Origin of the sequence: Streptomyces flaveolus, assembly GCF_014648815.1 — a bacterium.
GTDB lineage: Bacteria > Actinomycetota > Actinomycetes > Streptomycetales > Streptomycetaceae > Streptomyces > Streptomyces flaveolus.
The window spans coordinates 158,013-176,858 of sequence record NZ_BMRV01000009.1 but is presented as its reverse complement, the minus strand read 5'-3'; the positions used below and the strand labels follow the sequence as shown (position 1 = coordinate 176,858).

13 protein-coding genes are annotated in these 18,846 nt (G+C 69.8%); 7 read left to right on the top strand and 6 right to left on the bottom strand.

The window, feature by feature from the left end:
* Nucleotides 1-99: 99 nt before the first annotated feature.
* The 4 genes from IEZ05_RS21860 (at nucleotide 100) to IEZ05_RS21845 (ending at nucleotide 5,571) form a co-directional block, all read left to right on the top strand.
* Nucleotides 100-1,575: a xanthine dehydrogenase small subunit gene (locus IEZ05_RS21860; RefSeq protein WP_189231887.1), complete on the top strand. Its 1,476-nt coding sequence runs from the start codon at nucleotides 100-102 to the stop codon at nucleotides 1,573-1,575.
* On the top strand, nucleotides 1,572-3,977 hold the full coding sequence (xdhB, locus tag IEZ05_RS21855; RefSeq protein WP_189231886.1) for a xanthine dehydrogenase molybdopterin binding subunit: 2,406 nt from the start codon (nucleotides 1,572-1,574) through the stop codon (nucleotides 3,975-3,977). Before IEZ05_RS21860 ends, xdhB begins: the two co-directional genes overlap by 4 nt.
* A 1-nt stretch (nucleotide 3,978) precedes the next feature.
* A complete protein-coding gene (gene xdhC / locus IEZ05_RS21850) occupies nucleotides 3,979-4,788 on the top strand; it encodes a xanthine dehydrogenase accessory protein XdhC (RefSeq protein ID WP_189231885.1) in 810 nt (269 codons plus the stop codon).
* Nucleotides 4,789-5,061: 273 nt separating this feature from the next.
* Nucleotides 5,062-5,571: a nucleoside deaminase gene (locus IEZ05_RS21845; protein ID WP_225631557.1), complete on the top strand. Its 510-nt coding sequence runs from the start codon at nucleotides 5,062-5,064 to the stop codon at nucleotides 5,569-5,571.
* A gap of 415 nt (nucleotides 5,572-5,986) precedes the next feature.
* Here IEZ05_RS21845 and IEZ05_RS21840 read toward each other — a convergent pair whose 3' ends face one another.
* Nucleotides 5,987-6,640 (bottom strand): TetR/AcrR family transcriptional regulator, encoded by a 654-nt coding sequence (locus IEZ05_RS21840; RefSeq protein WP_189231884.1) that lies wholly within the window; start codon nucleotides 6,638-6,640, stop codon nucleotides 5,987-5,989.
* A gap of 106 nt (nucleotides 6,641-6,746) precedes the next feature.
* On the opposite strand from IEZ05_RS21840, the gene IEZ05_RS21835 reads away from it, so the two are divergent.
* The 3 genes from IEZ05_RS21835 to IEZ05_RS21825 all read left to right on the top strand — a co-directional run bounded on the left by IEZ05_RS21835 (nucleotide 6,747) and on the right by IEZ05_RS21825 (nucleotide 7,864).
* Nucleotides 6,747-6,947, top strand: coding sequence for a hypothetical protein (locus IEZ05_RS21835; RefSeq protein ID WP_189231883.1), 201 nt, complete (start codon nucleotides 6,747-6,749; stop codon nucleotides 6,945-6,947).
* Nucleotides 6,948-7,036: 89 nt separating this feature from the next.
* Nucleotides 7,037-7,420: a VOC family protein gene (locus IEZ05_RS21830; protein WP_189231882.1), complete on the top strand. Its 384-nt coding sequence runs from the start codon at nucleotides 7,037-7,039 to the stop codon at nucleotides 7,418-7,420.
* A gap of 114 nt (nucleotides 7,421-7,534) precedes the next feature.
* Nucleotides 7,535-7,864 (top strand): putative quinol monooxygenase, encoded by a 330-nt coding sequence (locus IEZ05_RS21825; protein WP_189231881.1) that lies wholly within the window; start codon nucleotides 7,535-7,537, stop codon nucleotides 7,862-7,864.
* Between the two features lie 175 nt (nucleotides 7,865-8,039).
* Here the strand turns inward: IEZ05_RS21825 and IEZ05_RS21820 are convergent, their stop codons facing one another.
* From IEZ05_RS21820 to IEZ05_RS36425, 5 genes are all read right to left on the bottom strand, one after another.
* The gene (locus IEZ05_RS21820) at nucleotides 8,040-8,720 is read right to left on the bottom strand and encodes a hypothetical protein (protein WP_189231880.1); all 681 of its coding nucleotides are present in this window, start codon (nucleotides 8,718-8,720) and stop codon (nucleotides 8,040-8,042) included.
* Nucleotides 8,721-8,745: 25 nt separating this feature from the next.
* Nucleotides 8,746-11,097, bottom strand: a complete 2,352-nt coding sequence (locus tag IEZ05_RS21815; protein ID WP_189231879.1) for a hypothetical protein — start codon at nucleotides 11,095-11,097, stop codon at nucleotides 8,746-8,748.
* 20 nt (nucleotides 11,098-11,117) lie between these two features.
* The gene (locus IEZ05_RS21810; protein ID WP_189231878.1) at nucleotides 11,118-11,546 is read right to left on the bottom strand and encodes a hypothetical protein; all 429 of its coding nucleotides are present in this window, start codon (nucleotides 11,544-11,546) and stop codon (nucleotides 11,118-11,120) included.
* Between the two features lie 1,203 nt (nucleotides 11,547-12,749).
* The gene (locus IEZ05_RS21805) at nucleotides 12,750-16,853 is read right to left on the bottom strand and encodes a hypothetical protein (protein ID WP_229869797.1); all 4,104 of its coding nucleotides are present in this window, start codon (nucleotides 16,851-16,853) and stop codon (nucleotides 12,750-12,752) included.
* Nucleotides 16,778-18,805, bottom strand: coding sequence for a hypothetical protein (locus tag IEZ05_RS36425; RefSeq protein ID WP_229869796.1), 2,028 nt, complete (start codon nucleotides 18,803-18,805; stop codon nucleotides 16,778-16,780). The genes IEZ05_RS21805 and IEZ05_RS36425 overlap by 76 nt, the downstream gene beginning before the upstream one ends.
* Between the last annotated feature and the right edge of the window lie 41 nt (nucleotides 18,806-18,846).

Sequence of the window (18,846 nt, the reverse complement as noted above, 5' to 3'; positions counted from 1 at the left end):
ACGGGATTCTCACGCTTCAGCTGCGCCACCGAAAGAGAAAGCCCCTGAAATGGCGACGAGCATCATCTGTACGACCGCGCTCCGAAATGAGGATGTGCCATGGTAGAGGCACGGATCACGGTCAACGGGAAGAGCACACCGATTTCCCCGGCCGCACCCCAGGCGACGGTCCTGGATTTCCTGCGTGAGCGTGGCCTCACCGGGACCAAGGAAGGCTGCGCCGAGGGCGAATGCGGCGCGTGTTCGGTCCTGGTGGCCCGCCCCGGGGTGAACAAGCCCACCGACTGGGTGGCGGTCAACGCCTGCCTGGTTCCGGTCGCCTCGCTGGACGGTCAGGAGATCGTCACCTCCGAGGGCCTCGCCACCGCCGGTGAGCCCGGTACGCCGCCCGCGCTGCATCCGGTGCAGGAGGAGATGGCGGTCCGCGGCGGCTCGCAGTGCGGTTACTGCACGCCGGGGTTCGTGTGCAGCATGGCCGCCGAGTATTACCGGCCCGACCGCTGCGCGCATTCGGACAAGGACGCCGGCGCGGCCGACGGCGCCGACGCCGAGCACGGCCCGAACGGTTTCGACCTGCACTCGCTGAGCGGGAACCTGTGCCGCTGCACCGGTTACCGCCCGATCCGCGATGCCGCGTTCGCCGTCGGCGCGCCCTCCGAGGACGACCCGCTGGCGCGGCGCCGCGAGCAGTCCCCGCCCGAGCCGGTCGCCACCGAATACACCCAGGGCGGCAGCGCGTTCGTGCGGCCGGGCACCCTGGACGAGGCGGTCCGGCTGCTGCGCGAGCGGCCCGACGCGGTGGTGGTCGCCGGCAGCACCGACTGGGGCGTCGAGGTGAACATCCGCTCCCGCCGGGCGGATTGCGTGGTCGCCGTCGACCGGCTGCCCGAACTGCGGGAGCTGCGCGTCGAGTCCGACCACGTCGAAATCGGGGCGGCGCAGACGCTCACCGAGATCGAACGGCGCCTGGACGGCGCGGTGCCCCTGCTGGCGGAGCTGTTCCCGCAGTTCGCGTCGCGGCTCATCCGCAACAGCGCGACCCTCGGCGGCAACCTGGGTACCGGCTCCCCCATCGGTGACAGCCCGCCGGTGCTGCTCGCGCTGGAGGCGTCGCTGGTGCTCGCCGACGCCGACGGCGAGCGGGTGGTCCCGCTGGCCGACTACTTCACCGGTTACCGGCAGAGCGTGCGCCGTCCCGGCGAGCTGATCCGCGCGGTGCGCATCCCGCTGCCGCTGTCCCCCGTCACGGCCTTCCACAAGATCGCCAAGCGGCGCTTCGACGACATCTCCAGCGTGGCGGTCGCGTTCGCGCTCGACATCGAGGACGGCGTCGTCCGCAAGGCACGCATCGGCCTGGGCGGCGTGGCCGCCACCCCGATCCGCGCCCTCGCCACCGAGGCGGCCCTGGAGGGCAAGCCGTGGGTGACGGAGACCGTCGAGGCCGCGGCGCAGGTGCTGCAGGCCCAGGGCACGCCGATGAACGACCACCGCGCCAGCGCCGACTACCGCGCCGCGATGCTCGGCCAGAGCCTGCTGAAGCTGTACGCCCAGACCCGTGAGGCGGTGTCGTCATGAGCCATCTGTCCGAGCGACCCGAGAAGGCCGTCGTCGGCGTCTCGATGCCGCACGAGAGCGCGACCCTGCACGTCACCGGCACCGCGCTGTACACCGACGACCTGGTCCAGCGCACCAAGGACGTGCTGCACGCCTACCCGGTGCAGGTCATGAAGGCCCACGGCCAGATCCTCGCGCTGAACACCGAGCCCGCGCTCGCCGTGCCCGGTGTGGTGCGCGTGCTGACCAAGGCCGACGTGCCCGGTGTCAACGACGCCGGCATGAAGCACGACGAGCCGCTGTTCCCGGACGAGGTGATGTTCCACGGCCACGCCGTGGCCTGGGTGCTCGGCGAGACCCTGGAGGCGGCCCGGCTCGGTGCGGCTGCCGTCGAGGTGGAACTCGACGAACTGCCCTCCCTGGTCACGCTCCAGGACGCCATCGCGGCGGACAGCTACCACGGCGCCCAGCCCGTGATGGAGACCGGCGACATCGACGCCGGTTTCGCCGACTCGGCGCACGTGTTCTCCGGGGAGTTCCAGTTCTCCGGCCAGGAGCACTTCTACCTGGAGACGCACGCGGCGCTGGCCCAGGTCGACGAGAACGGGCAGGTGTTCATCCAGAGCAGCACCCAGCACCCGTCGGAGACCCAGGAGATCGTCGCCCACGTGCTCGGCGTGCCCTCCCACGAGGTCACCGTGCAGTGCCTGCGCATGGGCGGCGGCTTCGGCGGCAAGGAGATGCAGCCGCACGGGTTCGCGGCCATCGCCGCGCTCGGGGCCAAGCTCACCGGCCGGCCGGTCCGGTTCCGGCTCAACCGGACGCAGGACCTGACCATGTCCGGCAAGCGGCACGGCTTCCACGCCACGTGGAAGATCGGCTTCGACGCGGACGGCCGTATCCAGGCCCTGGACGCCACCCTGGTCGCCGACGGCGGCTGGAGCCTGGACCTGTCCGAGCCGGTGCTGGCCCGTGCGCTGTGCCACATCGACAACACCTACTGGATTCCCAACGCGCGCGTCGCCGGTCGCATCGCCAGGACCCACACGGTCTCCAACACCGCCTTCCGCGGCTTCGGCGGACCGCAGGGCATGCTGGTGATCGAGGACATCCTGGGCCGCTGCGCGCCGCTGCTCGGCCTGGACCCCATGGAGCTGCGGGAGCGCAACTTCTACCAGCCGGGCCAGGGCCAGACGACGCCGTACGGGCAGCCGGTCACACAGCCCGAGCGGATCTCCACCGTCTGGCAGCAGGTGCTGGACGAGGCCGGTATCGCCGACCGCAAGCGTGAGATCGCCGCCTTCAACGCCGCGCACCCGCACACCAAGCGGGCGCTGGCGATCACCGGCATCAAGTTCGGCATCTCGTTCAACCTCACCGCCTTCAACCAGGGCGGCGCGCTGGTGCTGATCTACAAGGACGGCTCGGTCCTGATCAACCACGGCGGCACCGAGATGGGGCAGGGCCTGCACACCAAGATGCTGCAGGTGGCCGCGACCACGCTGGGCATCCCGCTGCACAAGGTGCGCCTCGCCCCGACGCGCACCGACAAGGTGCCCAACACCTCGGCCACCGCCGCCAGTTCCGGAGCGGACCTCAACGGCGGCGCGGTGAAGAACGCGTGCGAGCAGCTGCGCGATCGGCTGCTTCAGGTGGCCGCCTCCCAGCTGGGGGTGAACGCCTCGGACGTGCGCATCGTCGAGGGCGTCGCCCGTGCCCTGGGCAGCGACAGGGAGCTGGCCTGGGACGACCTGGTGCGCACCGCGTACTTCCAGCGGGTGCAGCTGTCGGCGGCCGGTTTCTACCGGACCGAGGGGCTGCACTGGGACGCGAAGACGTTCCGGGGCTCGCCGTTCAAGTACTTCGCCCACGGCGCCGCCGCGACCGAGGTGGAGGTGGACGGCTTCACCGGCGCGTACCGCATCCGGCGGGTGGACATCGTGCACGACGTCGGCGACAGCCTGTCCCCGATGATCGACATCGGTCAGGTCGAGGGCGGGTTCGTGCAGGGCGCGGGCTGGCTGACGCTGGAGGACCTGCGCTGGGACACCAGCGACGGCCCGAACCGCGGCCGGCTGCTGACCCAGGCGGCCAGCACGTACAAGCTGCCGAGCTTCTCGGAGATGCCCGAGGAGTTCAACGTCACGCTGCTGGAGAACGCCACCGAAGAGGGCGCGGTGTTCGGGTCCAAGGCGGTGGGTGAGCCTCCGCTGATGCTGGCGTTCTCGGTGCGCGAGGCGCTGCGGCAGGCCGCCGCGGCGTTCGGGCCGGCCGGTATCAGCCTGGTGCTCGCCTCCCCGGCGACTCCGGAGGCCGTGTACTGGGCGATCGACGCCGCCCGCAAGGGGGGCGCCCGGGTCGGCGGCGATGCCCGTGAGGGCAGCGAGGTCACCACCGGCACCAGTGCCCTGAGCAATGCCTGACATGACCTGGGTGGCCGCGGTCGCGCGGTTGCGAGCCCGCCGGGAAGCCGGCGTGCTCGTGACCGTCGCGGCCGTGCGCGGTCACGCCCCGCGCAAGGCCGGCGCCAAACTCGTCGTGGGACCGTCCGAGACGTGGGGTTCGATCGGCGGCGGCAACATCGAGGCGGTCGCGATCGACCGGGCCCGCGAGCTGATCGGCAGGCACGACGCGGAGCCGGAGCTGATGGAGTTCAAGCTCAACGACAAGGTCACCAACCGGCACGGCGTCCAGTGCTGTGGCGGCGCCGTCACGGTCCTGCTCGAACCGCTGCCGGTGGTGCCGGCGGTGGCGGTGTTCGGCGTCGGTCACGTCGGGCTGGAGCTGGCCCGCATCCTGGCCCGCCATCACCTCGATCTGCACCTGATCGACACCCGCCCCGACATGCTCACCGACGAACGGCTCGGTGTGCTGGCGGACGCGGTGGCGCAGATCCACGTGCACCACACGCCGCTGCTGCCGGAGGAGGTGCTCGAGGAGCTGGCGCCGGGCACTCACGTCCTGATCATGACGCACGACCACGCCGAGGACGCCGCGCTGGCCGACGCCGCCCTGCGTACCGCCGGTCTCGGCTCGATCGGCTTGATCGGCTCGGCCGCCAAGTGGACGCGGTTCCGGCACCGCCTGGCCACCGAGGGCGGCCACGACGCCGCCACCATCGACCGGATCAAGACCCCGATCGGACTGGCCGAGATCACCGGCAAGGAGCCCGCCACGATCGCGGTGAGCGTCGCGGCGGACCTGCTCCGGACCTTCGAACAGGACGGCCGCTGAGCGGTTCCGGTGAGCGGAGCCGGCCGGCCCGGGCCTCGAGTCAAGCAACAGGGACGACGGCGGACCGGCCTTGTAGGAGTCTACGAAGAGCCGGTCCCTGCCTGCGGGGTTTTCATGTTTTCCACCCCTAGCTGACGCCCCTTCGCGGGCTGTGTACTCCTCACACAAGCCGCGCTTCGCATGCCGATGCATGGTGAAGCAGCCCGAAAAGATGCGGCGGTGCCCCGCATGGGGCGGGGCGTCCGGGGAAATCCCCACCGTGTCCGAGAAGGAGTGACCGTGACCGCGCACACCCAAGAAGCGAGCATCCAGGACCTCAAGCGCGCCTGGATGGAAGAGGCGATCAGCCTGGCCACCAACAGCGTGATGAACGGCGGCGGCCCGTTCGGCGCACTGGTCGCCAAGGAGGGGAAGGTCGTCGCGCTCGGGAACAACCAGGTCACCGCGACCCTGGACCCGACGGCGCACGCCGAGGTGAGCGCGCTGCGTGCCGCCTGCAAGGAGCTGAACACCTTCTCGCTCGAGGGCTGCGTGCTGATCACCTCGTGCGAGCCGTGTCCGATGTGCCTGTCCTCCGCGCTGTGGGCGCGCGTCGACGGGATCGTCTACTCCGCCGACCGGCACGACGCGGCGGTGGCCGGCTTCGACGACCGCAAGTTCTACGACCTGTTCGACAAGAAGCCGCAGTCGATGTGGCCGACCCGCGTCGAGCACCTGGACCTGCCGAACCGTACGGCCCCGTTCGACGCCTGGCTGGCCAAGTCCGACCGCATCGACTACTGACCCGGCGTCAACGGCAGCCCGTCCACGCGCCCGGGCAGCGGTGACCCCGCACATCACCGCCGCCCGCGCCGACGCCCCTCCTCGCCGCTCGCGGCCGGCCTGTGATGCCGCGGTAACGGCCGCTGCACAGCGTCCATGCTCCCCGTACCGCAGACGCGCCCTCTGGGCGACGGCCTAGCTGACCACGGCGACCGCCCTGCCGACCGGCCCACTGCCCGCGGCGAGGCCGCCGGTTCCCCGACCAGAGCCGCCAAGGTGTACTCGCCCCCAGCCCGCCTCTGAGGAGCCAGCGGGGACGCGACGTTCTTCGTCGCCTTCGAGAAGCAGGAGCTGCGCGCCCCCGTACCCGCGTCCCCGCTCTGACCGGCTTCCGCTTCACCTCGCGCCTGACAGGACCGTCCGTGGAGCCTGACGCTCAGGCGACGGCATAGTGGGCCAGGGCCGCTTCGAGCATGTCGAAGGCGGTGCCCGCTTCCCCGGTGATGACCTCGGCGATCTCCTGGTCGGGGTGGCCGGCCAGGGTGAGATCCTGGATGCGTTGGAACAAGATGCGGTGGACGGTGCCGATCAGTCCGGCGGCGGTCCGGACGGTGATGTCGTCCGACGGTGCGCCAGTGGCCGCGGCGAGCGCTTCGGCCAAGGCGCTCTCGCGCTGGTCGTGCAGGCCGCGCAGGCAGGCCGTGAGGGTGGGGCTGTCCGCGATCATGCGGGCGAAATCGGGGCCGGAGAACCCTGAGACCGGGTCCGCTGCGGCGGCTGCGTCCATGAAGGCGCGGCGCAGCGCCGCCAGGGCGGACTCACCGGACCGCCGCCCGGTCACCGTCCGTGCCAGGGAGGCGATGAACGCGTCCTGGTGATCCAGGGCCAAGTCCTCCTTGCGCGCGAAGTAGTTGGTCACCGTCTTCTTGGCGACCCGTGCGGCGGCGGCGATCTCGGCAACGGTGGTCTGCTCGAAGCCCTGGGCGATGAACAGGCGCGTGGCGTGATCCGAGATGAGCTGCCGGGTCTCCTGCTTCTTGGATTCACGCAGGCCGGCGGCGGGCGCGGGCGCTGTGATGTCGGTACTCATGGAGCAATCTTACCCTCGTAGCATTTTTATGTTGACAGTCAGGCACCGCCGAGGCTAACTTTACCTCCGTCGTAAGTTTACGTCGACCGAACGAAGAGGAGAGTCCATGCGTGCCTTCCCCCGCATCTCGGCCGTCGCCCCAACCACCGGCCTCGGCAAGCTCCTGGCGGCCCGGGACAGCGGCAGCCCCGCGTCGGTCCCCGCGTCGCGTCGCCGTGACGGGCAGCAGCACTCCCGGACGGCGGCCACCCGCGCCCGGCGCGTCACCCCGCCCGTCCGCAGCCTGCCGCGCCGCAGCGGCTACTGAGGTACTGGCTCACCGCCTCACCGACGATCACGCCCGACCGCCTCGCCCCCCCGCGGCATCGGACTCCGCGAAGCCATGAGGAGAACGTCTTGCAGATCACCGCGTCCACCGTCTCGCTCACCGTCGACGACCTCGCCGCGTCCCAGCGCTTCTTCACCACCCATCTCGGCTACACCGAGCAGGCCGCCGCCGAAGGATTCGCCTCCCTGTCGCGCGACGACGCGGCGGTGGACATCGTCCTGCTCGCCCGCGGCAACGAGGTGCTGCCCGCCGGCCAACGTGACCAGCGCGCCGCCGGCCTGATCCTCGCCTTCACCGGCACCGGCATCGACCACGAGGAGAAGCGGCTGCGCGCCGAGGGCGTCGAGATCACCATGCCGCTGCGCGAAGAGCCCTGGGGCGAACGCCTCTTCCAGGTCACCGACCCCAACGGCGTGATCGTCCAGTTCGTCGAGTGGGTCACCCCCTCCTGACCCCGGAATCCGACGTCACAGCGCCGGCCCGGCTACGGTGAGAACATCGGCGTCGCGTCCCTGCCCCCGCGATTCCCTCGTGCCCCCGCCCCGAACGACGAAGGAAGCAGACCCTTGATTTTCATCACCGTGAAGTTCCGTGTCCTTCCCGAGCACGCCGACCGGTGGCCCGAGGTGGTGGAGGAGTTCACCCGCTCGACGCGCGCCGAGCCGGGATGCCTGTGGTTCGACTGGTCCCGCAGCATCGAGGACCCGGCGGAGTACGTTCTGGTGGAGGCCTTCCGGGACGACGAGGCCGGTGCGGCGCACGTGGGCTCGGCGCACTTCAAGGCGGCGCAGCAGACATTGCCGCCCCATCTCGCCGAGACCCCCAGGATCGTCAACGTGAAGGTGCCCCAGGACGACTGGTCACTGCTCGGCGAGATGGCCGTCGACGAAGGCTGACGCGGGGCGGCCGCACCACGGAGGGGGCGTTCGGGAAACGCGTGGTTCACGCTGCCGTGGCAGCAGGGGCGAGGCCCGTGCACCGCTCGTCCATGGCGCACCGCATACAGCAGGCGGCCCCTCCTCCAGTCAGGAAGGGCCGCCGGATCATGGTCGTTTCCGCATACGCCGAGGGCTACGCGGGATCCAGCACGGGCCGCTCGGGGAGTCCGCCGTTCTTCTCGCAGCGCAGTTCCTTGGCCATGGCCAGCGAGAAGGAATGCGCCACGGTCGCGTAGGCGTCCTTCAACGCCTCGACGTTGTCCTCGTTCTCCGTCGGCATGCCCCAGCGCTCCACACCGATGGCGACGAGAGTCTCACTCGTCCTGCTGGGGAATTTGTCACTCCGACAAGCGAACAGCACCGACGCCCTGTTCGCCGCCGCCAGAGTCTCCTCCCCCATCGGCAGCACGGTGAAATCCGGGGCCGGAGTTCCCGTCGAGTTGCCGTCATCCAGTCGCCAGGTGACTCGGATCGAGAAATCCGACGTTCCGTCGGCCGGGTAGATGCGGCAGACGTCGTCGCGTCCCCCGGTGGGGGCCGGAAACGCCGCGACAAGGTCCGTCGCGGCCTGCGCGACGGTGGACTTCTCCCCCGTCGTGCCGAACCTCGACGACCCCGTGATCACCTTCAGCGCCTTGGACGCCTGGGCCGACACGGCGTCGCCACCGCACAGTTGCGTCCCGGCCACAGTCTCGTCGGCCGCCTCCTCGTCTGCGTCCCCACCGCAACCGGTGGCCCCGAGACACAACAAGCCGGCCACGGCCGTGGCAAGGAACCCAACGCGCACCGGCCTACGATTGATCACTATCCGCATCCTTACGTCTCCTCGGCCGCCGGCCTCAGCCGGTCTCAGGGTCGTTGCCCTGCTGGTTCTCCCGGTCGTTGCCGACCCCGTAGCCGATCAGCATCGATTCGCGCAGGTCCTGCCCGAACTCGCTGTTGGGGTCCACGCCGTTGTGCCGCAGGAACTCCTCCATCGGGGCCTCGGCCATGCCCTCACCGGCGGAGTAGATCTTGGTCTTCTCCTCCCTGGTGAGCTCCTCCACCTTCTCCTTGTGCTCGTCCACCGAGTTGTCGGAGATGTCGCCGACCATCTGGCCGATGAGCTGTTCGGCCGCACCACTGGCGGTGTCGGTCGCCAGCGGGATGAGCACCGCGGCCGTGCCCACGGCCGCGGTCGCGGGCAGGAAGGCGACGCCCGCCGCGATGCCCGCAGCGGCCCCGAACTCGACCCAGCCCGCCCGCTTGGCGACCGCCTTCTCATAGTCCTCGTGGGTCTTGAGGTTCGTCGCCTCCACCTGGTCGGCCCGGGACTGGTCGAGCATGCCCTGCACCTCGGCACCCACGCGTACGGTCGCCCTGGCCGCGCCCTCGTCGTCGATCTTTCCGTTCGGGCCCACTGTCTCTTCCAGCGCGCTGCGGGTGTAGACCTGCTCCGCGGTCGAGACCGTCGCGTAGGCGTCCGGGTGCTGACCCAGGGTGCTGAGGAAGCCCCGGACGACGCTCCGCCCGTTCCCGTCCGCGGTGTCCGCGAAGTCGAGGTGCCCGCCCGGGTTCTTGCCCGGCGCGAACACGCTGTTCGGATCGTTCTTGTCCAGCGCCCAGTTGATGTCGTCGATGTAGCCGGCGCCCATGACGCCCAGGCTGTCGGCCATCGCCTCGTGGTGTTCCTTGAGGAGACCCGGGTCCGCGGCGTACTTCTCCATGACCTTCTGCATGATCCCGGCGTTGTCCGCGTCCCGCACCACGCCGGCGTCCGGGTGCCCGGCCGGGTAGCCGAGGGTCGCCGCCTCCAGGGCGTGGCCGAGGGCATCGGGCATCTGGTCGAGCGACGCCTTGAGCTCCTTCTCGTCGAGCGAGTTGACGTCGGGGAAGGACTCCCACTTCTCGTTGCCGAAGAAGTCGAGGTAGTTGTCGATCGCCTCGCCGTCCTTGTTCTTTCCGAGATCGGCGGTGGCGCCGCGGTTGACCGTGCCGTCCTCGTTGTACGCGGTCGGGGGGTCGGTGAAGAACTTCTTCGCCGCTTCCGGACTGTTGCCGAGCGCTTCCAGCATCGCGGTGGCCGGATCGTAGCCCGCCCCGTTCACGCCGGAGGGGTTGAACGGGTTCTTGAACGGGCTGTTCACCACCTTGTTGTCGGCGAACATGTACGGGTCCTTCTGATGCAGCTGCGCCACGTGTTCGGCGATCGGATTGAGGAACTTCGCGTCGTAGTTCCCGTACCGCATGATCCCGCCGAGCAGCTGGTATCCGAACGGCCCGCCGTAGTCGTGCTTGGCCAGCGGAATGCGCTCCGTACCCAACTTGCGGAGCTCCGGGCCCCACTTGTCGGTGAACTCCTTGTCGTGGGAGGCGGTGGCCAGGTTGAGGCCCAGGTTCTTCTGGAGTTCCTGGACGTCCTTGAGGCGCTCCTTGTCGACCTTGCCGTACTCGTACGTGTCCGTGGAGAGCTGGCCGAAGAACGCGAGCGACTTCTCGGGGCCGAGCTTCTCGTAGAAGCTCTTGGAGAAGTCCACCGACGACCCGTTGTCCTTCAGCAGCTCGTTGAGCTGCTGAAGTTCCGTGTGCGTGATGTCCCGGCCCTTGGCCGCCAGGGCGGCGGCACGGGCGGCCTCCTCCTGGTCCAGCTTCGTGTACGTCGGAGCGCTGAAGTCCTTGCGGTCGGTGACGTTGGCCTCGAGGGTGTTCTTGAGGGCGACGTCGGTGTCGTTGCAGTTGTCGACGATGAGGTCGATCCTCTTCTGCCACGACTCGATGTTCTTCCTCTCCTCCTGGAGGAGACTGCTGTAGTCGGGGTCGTGCCGCGCCGCGGGGATCTCGGACAGCGGGTTCTTCGCGGTGACCTTGCCCTTGCCGTCCACCCGGATGCCGGCCGCGGGGCCCTCGTGGTCCCGGATGTTGGTCAGGTCGTCCTTGGCCTTCTTGATGGCCGCGTGACCCTCTTCCAGGATGATCTTGACACCCTTGGCCTCGGCCGCGGCGTCCGCGAACTCCTTGGCCGTCTTGCCGATGAACGCCTTGGTGACGCCTGCGTTGACGCCCTCCCAGGAAGCCTTGTCCGCCTTCGTCTTCATCCCGTCGGCGGCTTCGGTGGCGAGCTTGTCCAGCTTCCCCGCCATCTCCGACCAGTCGTCGGCGGCGGCCTTCAGCTTCCCCACCGGGGCGTCGATTATGTCCTCGTACTTCAGCATGTTTCGCGCTCCCCCGAGCCCTATTTCATGTATTCCGTAAGCACGGATATCCGCGTCAGATCGCCCTCGATCTTCGCCTCGTCCTCGGCGTGCCGGGCCTTGCTGTAATCGAGGTGATTGGAGATCTGCGCGCAGGCGTCCAGCAGCGTCTTCAGGTGGGTCTGCCAGAAATCGTGCACTTTCAGCACGGCCGAGCCGCTCACGAAGTTCCCGTTGGTCAGCGCCGTCGCCGCGTCGAACGTGGAGGCACGGGCGATGTCGCCGTCCTTCCCCAGCCGGCCCAGCAGGTCGTACGCGTCACTACCGATGGCGCCGAGGTCGTCCCGATTGACCACCAGGTCTTTCCCGCCGCCGCCTCCGCCGCCTTCGGCCGGAATGCTGTCGATCTGCATCGCAGTGCGCTCGGCCGCCGCGGAGTGCAGTTCGGCCCATTCTTGCTCGAACGTCATGAATTCCCCCAAGTCCATCCGGGCGGGCCACTCCACCGTACTCGCGCGGCCACCGACCTGATCACCCGTCCCTTGTATCATCAACCACCCCCGGGGCGGCCAGGGCGAGGGAGAACTCCAGGGCCGTTCCCCGGCGTTCGGTGCGGCGCCGGAGCTTGCCGGCCTGGTTCACAGCGACCGTCTCTGCCGGCCGCTCGTCCGGCTGGAGTCGAGCCGCATACGCATCGGCGGAACTCTGCCGGGCACAGCCATGGTCAAGGTCCCGGTGAGCGCGGACGCCTGTCGCACACCGCGGAACAGGCCGAGAGACGACCCGGAACAGAGATCCTGATCCATTCGACGCCCGACGAGACGAAGACCAGCATCGATGCGACCTTCGGCGCCGACGATGCGACCCACGCCCGGTTCCGCCCACCCGACCGCCGAGAGCCGGGCCGAACGTCAACGAATGGGGAACCAGGTCGAGAGGCATTCGGTGATGACCTGTACATCGATGTCGTCCCGTGCGACTTCCTCGACGAACCGGCCGGCGACGGAGACCACTATTCCCGGCCGTCCCTGGCGAACTTCGCAGCAGTGCTCGGCTGCCCGACGAGAGTGCTGTCCGACGGGCACGTGGCGGCACTTGAGCAAGTACCCCATGCGTTCGCCGCGACCGTGGTGGACTGGATCGGTCGCATCTGACCTCCGCGGAAGGCGACCCCGGGACAGGGAAGGGCCCCTCTGGCTGCCCGGAGGGACGGGTCGAGCAACCCGCCCCGACGGTAAAAGCGCGGGTCAGAGCCAGCCCCTTGCCCGCCGGTTCGAGGATCGCCACACACTCCACGTGATGCGTCGTTGAGAAGATGTCGGCCGGAGCACCTCACGGAAAAGCCCAGGTCAGCGTCAGTTTCTCAGTTCGCCGTCCTGCGCGTGAGTACCTGGAGCGTCAAACGAGCGTCACAGCGGACAGTGTCGGGTCGGTGTCGGGCCACCCGGCCTCGCGGGGCGAGCGAGCGGGATCCCTCGGGATGATCTGGTTGCCGCAGTCTGTTCAGCCCTAAGCAGCACGGAGCAGGTCGCGCGGTCTACCAGGATTCCTGGTCTCGCCTGGAAGCGCCCCACTCTCGTCGGCGCAACAGGTCCTCCGCCCACGGCGGAACCGCGACCGGCATGCCCGCGATCGCCACGGTCATGTCCGGTCACGATGCACGTGCGGCTCTGTCACCCGTTGAGCGCCACGCACTCCCGGAATACCGGTTCCAGGCGCAGTTGGGTGTCCTCGCGATCGAAGACCTGGAGGGCGTCGAGGAAGTCGACGATCCACCGTGCCTCGTCCTCATCATCGATCTTGAGCGCGACGGCGGTCACCGCGCCTTCCAGGTCGAAGAGGCCGTCCTTGAACTCGTCGGTGAGGGCCCGGTATCCGGCGGCCAGCAACTGATCCGCGTACACGCCGGTCGCCTCGGCGAATGCGCGGGCCTGGGCCCGGTCCGCGCGGAGGTCGGCCAGACGGCGCAACACCTCGTCGGGGTCGCCCAATTCCTCGTGCAGGCGGTGGGCCCGGTCCACCAGGAGCGGCCAGCCGCCGGTCAGTTCGTGGAGACGGTCCAGGCGGTCCTCCGTGTGGAACATGTTGATGCGCTGGGCCCAGCCGCGCAGGCTGCGGTGGTCGTGCCTACGCAGCACCACCGGTGCGGCCGAGGTGGGCTCGGTTCCCGTCAGCAGGGAGCGCCACAGGGTGAGCTGAGCGGGGTCGGTGACGATGACGACGGCGCGGGTGACCCCCGGAGTGGCAGGCAGCAGCGTCTCGGCCAGGTCGACGGCTTCGCGGCAGGTCTCGGGCCGGACCGGATCCCGGTAGTTGACGAAGTCGCTGATGACGACCCGTCGTTCTCGGGGGCGTCCGCCAGAGAGTTCCTGTTTGTAGACGCTGGGCTTGCCCACGGGTGGCAGCGTCCAGCCGTCGATCGGTCCGGCGATCGTACGCAACGTCCGGGCGACGTCCATGACTCCGGTGGCGGTGCTACCGAGGACGACTCGGGTCCGGTTGGACCGCTCGCCCAGGACATCGTCGAGTTGAGTGTTGGTCAGCGGAGCCGGCCGCCCGTCGGGGAGCTCGGGGCGGCCCTCCTGCACGATGCTCTCCTGCAATTCACAGTCCTGTTCAGCCCTAAGCAGACGTGCCTCCACCTCGTGCGAGGTCCCGATCATGCGCAGGGCGTTGGGGCCACGCAGATGCCAGCCCAGCCCGTCGTGGTTGGGCGCGAGGATACCGAGACCCACCATCTCGGAGAGGTAGGCGCGGAAGCCCTCGGTGTCGAGCTGTTCGAACCCCTTGCGCCAGTACGTCTCGCACTCCTCACGCAACTCGGTGTCGCTCAGCCGCACCTCCAGGCCGTGATGGCGGGCGTGGTACGCCAGCACATTGGCGATCACGTCATAGCGGTGGTCGAGGCTCAGCGTGTCCTTGAAGGCCGCCGAGATGCCGTCCCGGAGCGCGGCGTCCGACTCCACGATCTCGATGTCGGTCACCTCCACCTCGTAAGGGGGTTGCCCGGCGCCGCGCCGCGTCCGCTTGCGGTGCATCAGCTCGACCAGCCGGTGCCCGAACATCTGCAGGAGGAACGGCTGGTACGAGCAGTAACCGAGCACACGGTTGACGAGATCCAGGTCCTTGAACTCGAACCCGAGCGCCCGCATCGGCTCGACCAGCAGTTCCGCAGCCGACTGGGGAGCCAGCGGGCCGATCACCTTCGGGGTCTGAGCGAGGTGGCCGAACGGCCCGTTGCTCGCAAGCTTAGAGAAGCGCTGCACGGAGTGAAGTCCTGCGAAGACGACCTTTGCCGCGTCCTTGGTGTCGGACCCGAGGCCCTTGAGCTTCTTGGTCTGGTCGAACCGCGGGGCGTCGGCCTCAAAGAACTGGTCGCACTCATCGAGCAGGATCAGCAGTCGGCGACGGGAGTCCCCGTCCAGCCAGGCCCGGATGCCGGCGCGCACCCGCTCGGAGGTCTCCTGTCGCTTTCCGCGCCCCTGCGGCCGGTCATCGAGTACCTGTGCCACGGTCAGCTCTCTCAGGAGGACGCTCCACAGCGCCTCCGGCCCGCGCGAGCTGCCCTTGCCGATGTTCTCCTGGTCGAGGTTGACGTACACGGTCTGGTGATATCCGGGGCGCTGCTCCGTGAACAGTTCCCCGGCGTCGGCGAGCAGCGCAGACTTGCCCAGGCCCCGGCCGCCGTAGATGACCTGGGTGCCGCGCGGGTCGAGGATGCTCTTGCGTTCGGCGTCGCGGCCGTAGAACATCTCGCCGCCGATCCGGCCGCGCTTCTCCCTGATGTACGGGTTGACGCCGGAGAAGGGCAGCAGGGTCTGCGTGGCGGCGCTGACCTGGCGGTTGCCGCAGGCCGCGAGATAGGCGAGGGCTGCATCGTCCACCACGAGCAGCGGCTGCAACCGGTCGGAGCCGGCGGCGAGTTCGACTCGGGCCTCACGGCTCAGCGTGCCGAAGTAGACGACGAGAAGGCTGGCTCCGCTGGTGTCGCGCTCCGCCCAGCTCATGACGACCTTGGCGGGCGGCCTGCCCCAGACCACCATCACCCGCAGGTTGCCGCCCTGCTCCTTGATCTGCGAGCCGAACGCGGGCGCTTTCGCTCTACCGTTGATCTCCACGCCGGTCGCTTCGAAGAGACGGTATTCCCGCCGGTGCTGGGATCGGTCGTCGAGCGGCCTGGCGCTCTTGGCGTCGTAGCCGAGGAGCTTTAGGAGAGGCGGCACCTGTCGCGTCGGAGCCACCTGGAGCCGGTCCTTGCGTTCGGTGGCGGCAAGCGCGCGCCACTCACCGAGGGCGTCGGCCGCCAGCGCCGCCTCGTCGGTGGAGAGGCCGCCGTAGTCCAGGACGGGGACCATCGGATGCTTGCCGCCGGACCGGACCAGCTCGACGAGCTCATGGTCGATCCCTCCGGGCAGGCCGTCGGGCACGGCCGGGAAGAACTCGGTCAGATGGGACTCGCCACCCTCGATCTCCGGGACCGGCTCGCCGATCTCCAGGAAGTAGACGAGGTCGGCAGCGGTGGCCAGGTCGTTCGTCTCCAGGCGCCGCAGGACCTGGGCCCGCTCCTCCACGGAGGGGTCCAGGGCGTCGAGCCGAGCCCGGATTCGATCCGCCGCCTGCTCCCGGAAGGCCGGCAGGCCACTCCGTACCGTGTCGAGCGCCCGCCGCACGTGCAGCAGGTCGTGTCGGTCACCGCTTTCGAGGCTGTTGTGGGCGTCGGCGAGCAACTCCTGAAGGCCCAGGTCCTGGTCCTCGGTCACGGCACCGTCGGCCTGCGCACGGTGCAGCTCGGCGACGAGTGCGTCGTGTGCCTTCCGTAGCTGCGCACGCCGGGTGGTCTCCCTGTCGTCGATCTCGGCTTCCGCAGGCGGGACGAACTCCCCCGCCCCAGCGGCAGGCAACAGCCCGCGCCCGGCCAGCTCGACGATGTCACGGGCCGCGGTGAACGCGTCGTGGGAGAGCCGCTCGTCCAGAGCCTCCTGCCAGCTCCGGTGGACCGCGGTCAGCAGTTCGTCGGGCGACGGCCGCTCGTCACGGGTGTCACACACCTTCAGCAGCTCCGCGTCCAGAACGAGCGCTGGGTCGACGGGACCGCCGGAACGCGTGGTCACGGTGACGTCAGCGAGCAGAGCGAACAGCTCCTCCATCGAGGCGTGGGCCGCCCAGGCCATCGCGCCCGAGAGGGCGTCCGGGCGCCGCGCCAACCGCTCCAGTTCGCCCAGCGCCGCTTCCCTGCCGTCCAGCAGGGACTGGCGCAGGGAGGAGGTCTCCTTGACCGCCCGGCTGCCGTCGGAACGGTCACCGCGACGGGTGCCGTCGACCGCCAGGCACCACTCCCTGACCAGGCTGACGGCCCGCTCCACAAGATGCACCAGGTCCTGCCGCCCGGAGCCCTGGAGCGGCTTGCCGCTGGACGAGCGGTACTTGCGGTCCATGCGGTCGATCTCGCTGTTGACCTCGGCCAGTTTCGACAGTCGATCGGCCTGCTCCCGCACCTGCTGCAGCGCGTGGCGGTCGTCGCCGACGACAGTCGTGAGCAGCGATCCGAGCATCCCGTTGTCGGGGGCGAGCCAGCGTTTGGCAATCTCCGTCGCCCGTGCGAACCGCAGCCGCTGCGGCGAGAGCAGGGCACGGCTCTGATCGCGCAGTTCCCGCAGCCGTGCCTCGGTCTCGGAGACGTCGGCGACCAGCGGCGAGGCGATCAGCAGGGCGCCGCTGAGGGCACGGTCGGCGACGGCGGTCGCCGCCTCCCCCAGCCGGTCCGGGAGCCTCGGCACCAGCCCTTGAGCTGAGCGCCCGCAGCGTGGTCACCGGTGATCAGCGCGGTACGGAGCAGGGCGGGCAGCAGTAGGAGTTCGCTGCCCTCGGTGTCCTGGCCCGCATATCCGCCGTACTCCTGCAGCAGGTCCGCCGTTAGCCGGGCACTCTGGCTGCCCCCAGAGGTGAGCAGCGCGGCGGCACCGGCCAGGCGGATCGCCGCCACCTGGGGCTCGGGGTGGCCAGCGGCCCTTGCGACATGGTGGGCGAGTCCGAAGCGCCGCTCCACGACCAGCTGCGCCAGGGCACCCTCGACCGCGGCCTCATGGGTGGCGTCGTCCGCCGCCGGGGCCGCTGCCCGGACGGGCGTGTCATCGACAGGAGAAGGCGTGGGTGCGGCGGGTGCCTGGACGGGCGCGTCAGCGGACGTGGGGAGTGCCGAGTCGCTGTCGGCGGCCGGCCCGGCGTCTGCCTTGGGTGCGTGGACCGGCACGGCGGTCGTGGCTTCCGGCTCGGCGGCGGGCTGGGGCGCGATCGCCTCAGTCGATGCGGCCGACTGCACGGTTTCGTGTTCTGCGGTCGTCTCGGCGTCGGCGGGCTCGGCGGTGCCGTGTGCCTCGGCGGTCCCGGCGGGGTACGGTTCACCGTCCACCGGCTGGTCCAGCGTCAGCTCGGGAGCGATGAGCACGGCCATGGCGCACGTGGGCAGGACCCGTACGATTTGTCCCTGCAGTGCCAGAATCTCCGTGGCGGCATCCGCCTGTCGTCCCAGCCTGATGAGCCGGGCCAGGGCGGCGAGCGCGGCGCTCTCCTCGTGTTGCAGCTCCTCCCATACCGGCACATCCAGCAGGCGGCGAGCCGCGCCGCGCACGGCCTCGGCGGCAGCGGCGGCAGCGGCGGAGCTGTCCGGGCGGCAGGCGACATCCAGCAGTTCCCGCAGCGGCTCGCGGGCCTGGAGGTCACGCTCCCGCGCTGTCCGATGTGCGTGTGCAGCGCGCGTGATGTCCTCCAGACGACGAGGCACCCCCTCGATGCCGGCGGCCCGGAACACCGCGTCCACGTCGTTGAAAACAGTGCTCAGCGCAGCGAGCCGGGCCAGGTCTTCGTCCTGCGGAGGGCGGCCGTCCATGACTGCGTCGGTGACCTTCTCCGCGGCCTGGCGGGCCCCCGCCAGGGCGGACTCCAGCTGCTGACATGTTTCCTCAGGAGCTGTCCCAGCCTTGGTCCCGGTGTAGTCGGACGCGGTAGCGGTCTCCTCGTGCGAAGTACCGGTGTCCGCTGCCGCGGTCTGTGGTGCGGGGGCGCTGGCGCCCGGCCGATCGGCGACGGCAGCGGCCCCTGGTTCACTCTCCTCCGCGAGCGCCAGCCCGTCGTCCTCCGCCGCTCCAAGTACGAAATCGGGGTACGCCTCCATGAGAGGCCGCGCCGCGGCAGCGACGGCGGCGAGCCGGGCCGCCTCGTCGTCGGCCGTCGCCCCGAACCAGTCCTGGTCCGCCGCCCAGGCAAGGATGTGGGCGTCGGTGACGGAGGCATTGCACCACGCGAACACAGTGGCCCGGACCAGCGTGGCGCCCCACCGGGCAACAGGGTCGGGGACCGGCTCCCCGTCGTGCGCCAGGACGAAGTCGCCCACCTGGTTCATCACGGTGACCGTGAGTCCCTTGATCCCGCATGTGCAGGTGTGCTGCCGCGACTGGCGCCGCAGCCTGGTGAGGACGTCCCGGCACAGGGCACTGCTCACCCGTCGAGGGGCCGACATGCGGATACCCAGACTGGTGAGCAGCTCCTGGCGGTGTTTGGGCCGCAGGGAGTTGAAAGCGAGTTCCACCATGTCCGCCGTGAGGTCGTTCAGGGCGGCGACGGCCGGGGATTGCAAGGCGTTGAGCGCGGCGGCCAGGCCTTCCAGGTCCTCTGCCGAGACACTCGGCGGGGACCACGGCGGCCCTGTGACGACGCGGTAGCGGTCCTGCATGTACACGCACTCCGTTTCTGCCGGTGACAGGAAGATGCCTG

Bases quoted from the DNA above. Each gene is read 5' to 3' on its own strand.
- IEZ05_RS21835 (WP_189231883.1), top strand. From the start codon at position 6,747: ATGCGTGCCTTCCCCCGCATCTCGGCCGTCGCCCCAACCACCGGCCTC.
- IEZ05_RS21820 (WP_189231880.1), bottom strand. From the start codon at position 8,720: ATGCGGATAGTGATCAATCGTAGGCCGGTGCGCGTTGGGTTCCTTGCC.
- xdhB (WP_189231886.1), top strand. From the start codon at position 1,572: ATGAGCCATCTGTCCGAGCGACCCGAGAAGGCCGTCGTCGGCGTCTCG.
- IEZ05_RS36425 (WP_229869796.1), bottom strand. From the start codon at position 18,805: ATGCAGGACCGCTACCGCGTCGTCACAGGGCCGCCGTGGTCCCCGCCG.
- xdhC (WP_189231885.1), top strand. From the start codon at position 3,979: ATGACCTGGGTGGCCGCGGTCGCGCGGTTGCGAGCCCGCCGGGAAGCC.
- IEZ05_RS21810 (WP_189231878.1), bottom strand. From the start codon at position 11,546: ATGACGTTCGAGCAAGAATGGGCCGAACTGCACTCCGCGGCGGCCGAG.
- IEZ05_RS21860 (WP_189231887.1), top strand. From the start codon at position 100: ATGGTAGAGGCACGGATCACGGTCAACGGGAAGAGCACACCGATTTCC.
- IEZ05_RS21815 (WP_189231879.1), bottom strand. From the start codon at position 11,097: ATGCTGAAGTACGAGGACATAATCGACGCCCCGGTGGGGAAGCTGAAG.
- IEZ05_RS21840 (WP_189231884.1), bottom strand. From the start codon at position 6,640: ATGAGTACCGACATCACAGCGCCCGCGCCCGCCGCCGGCCTGCGTGAA.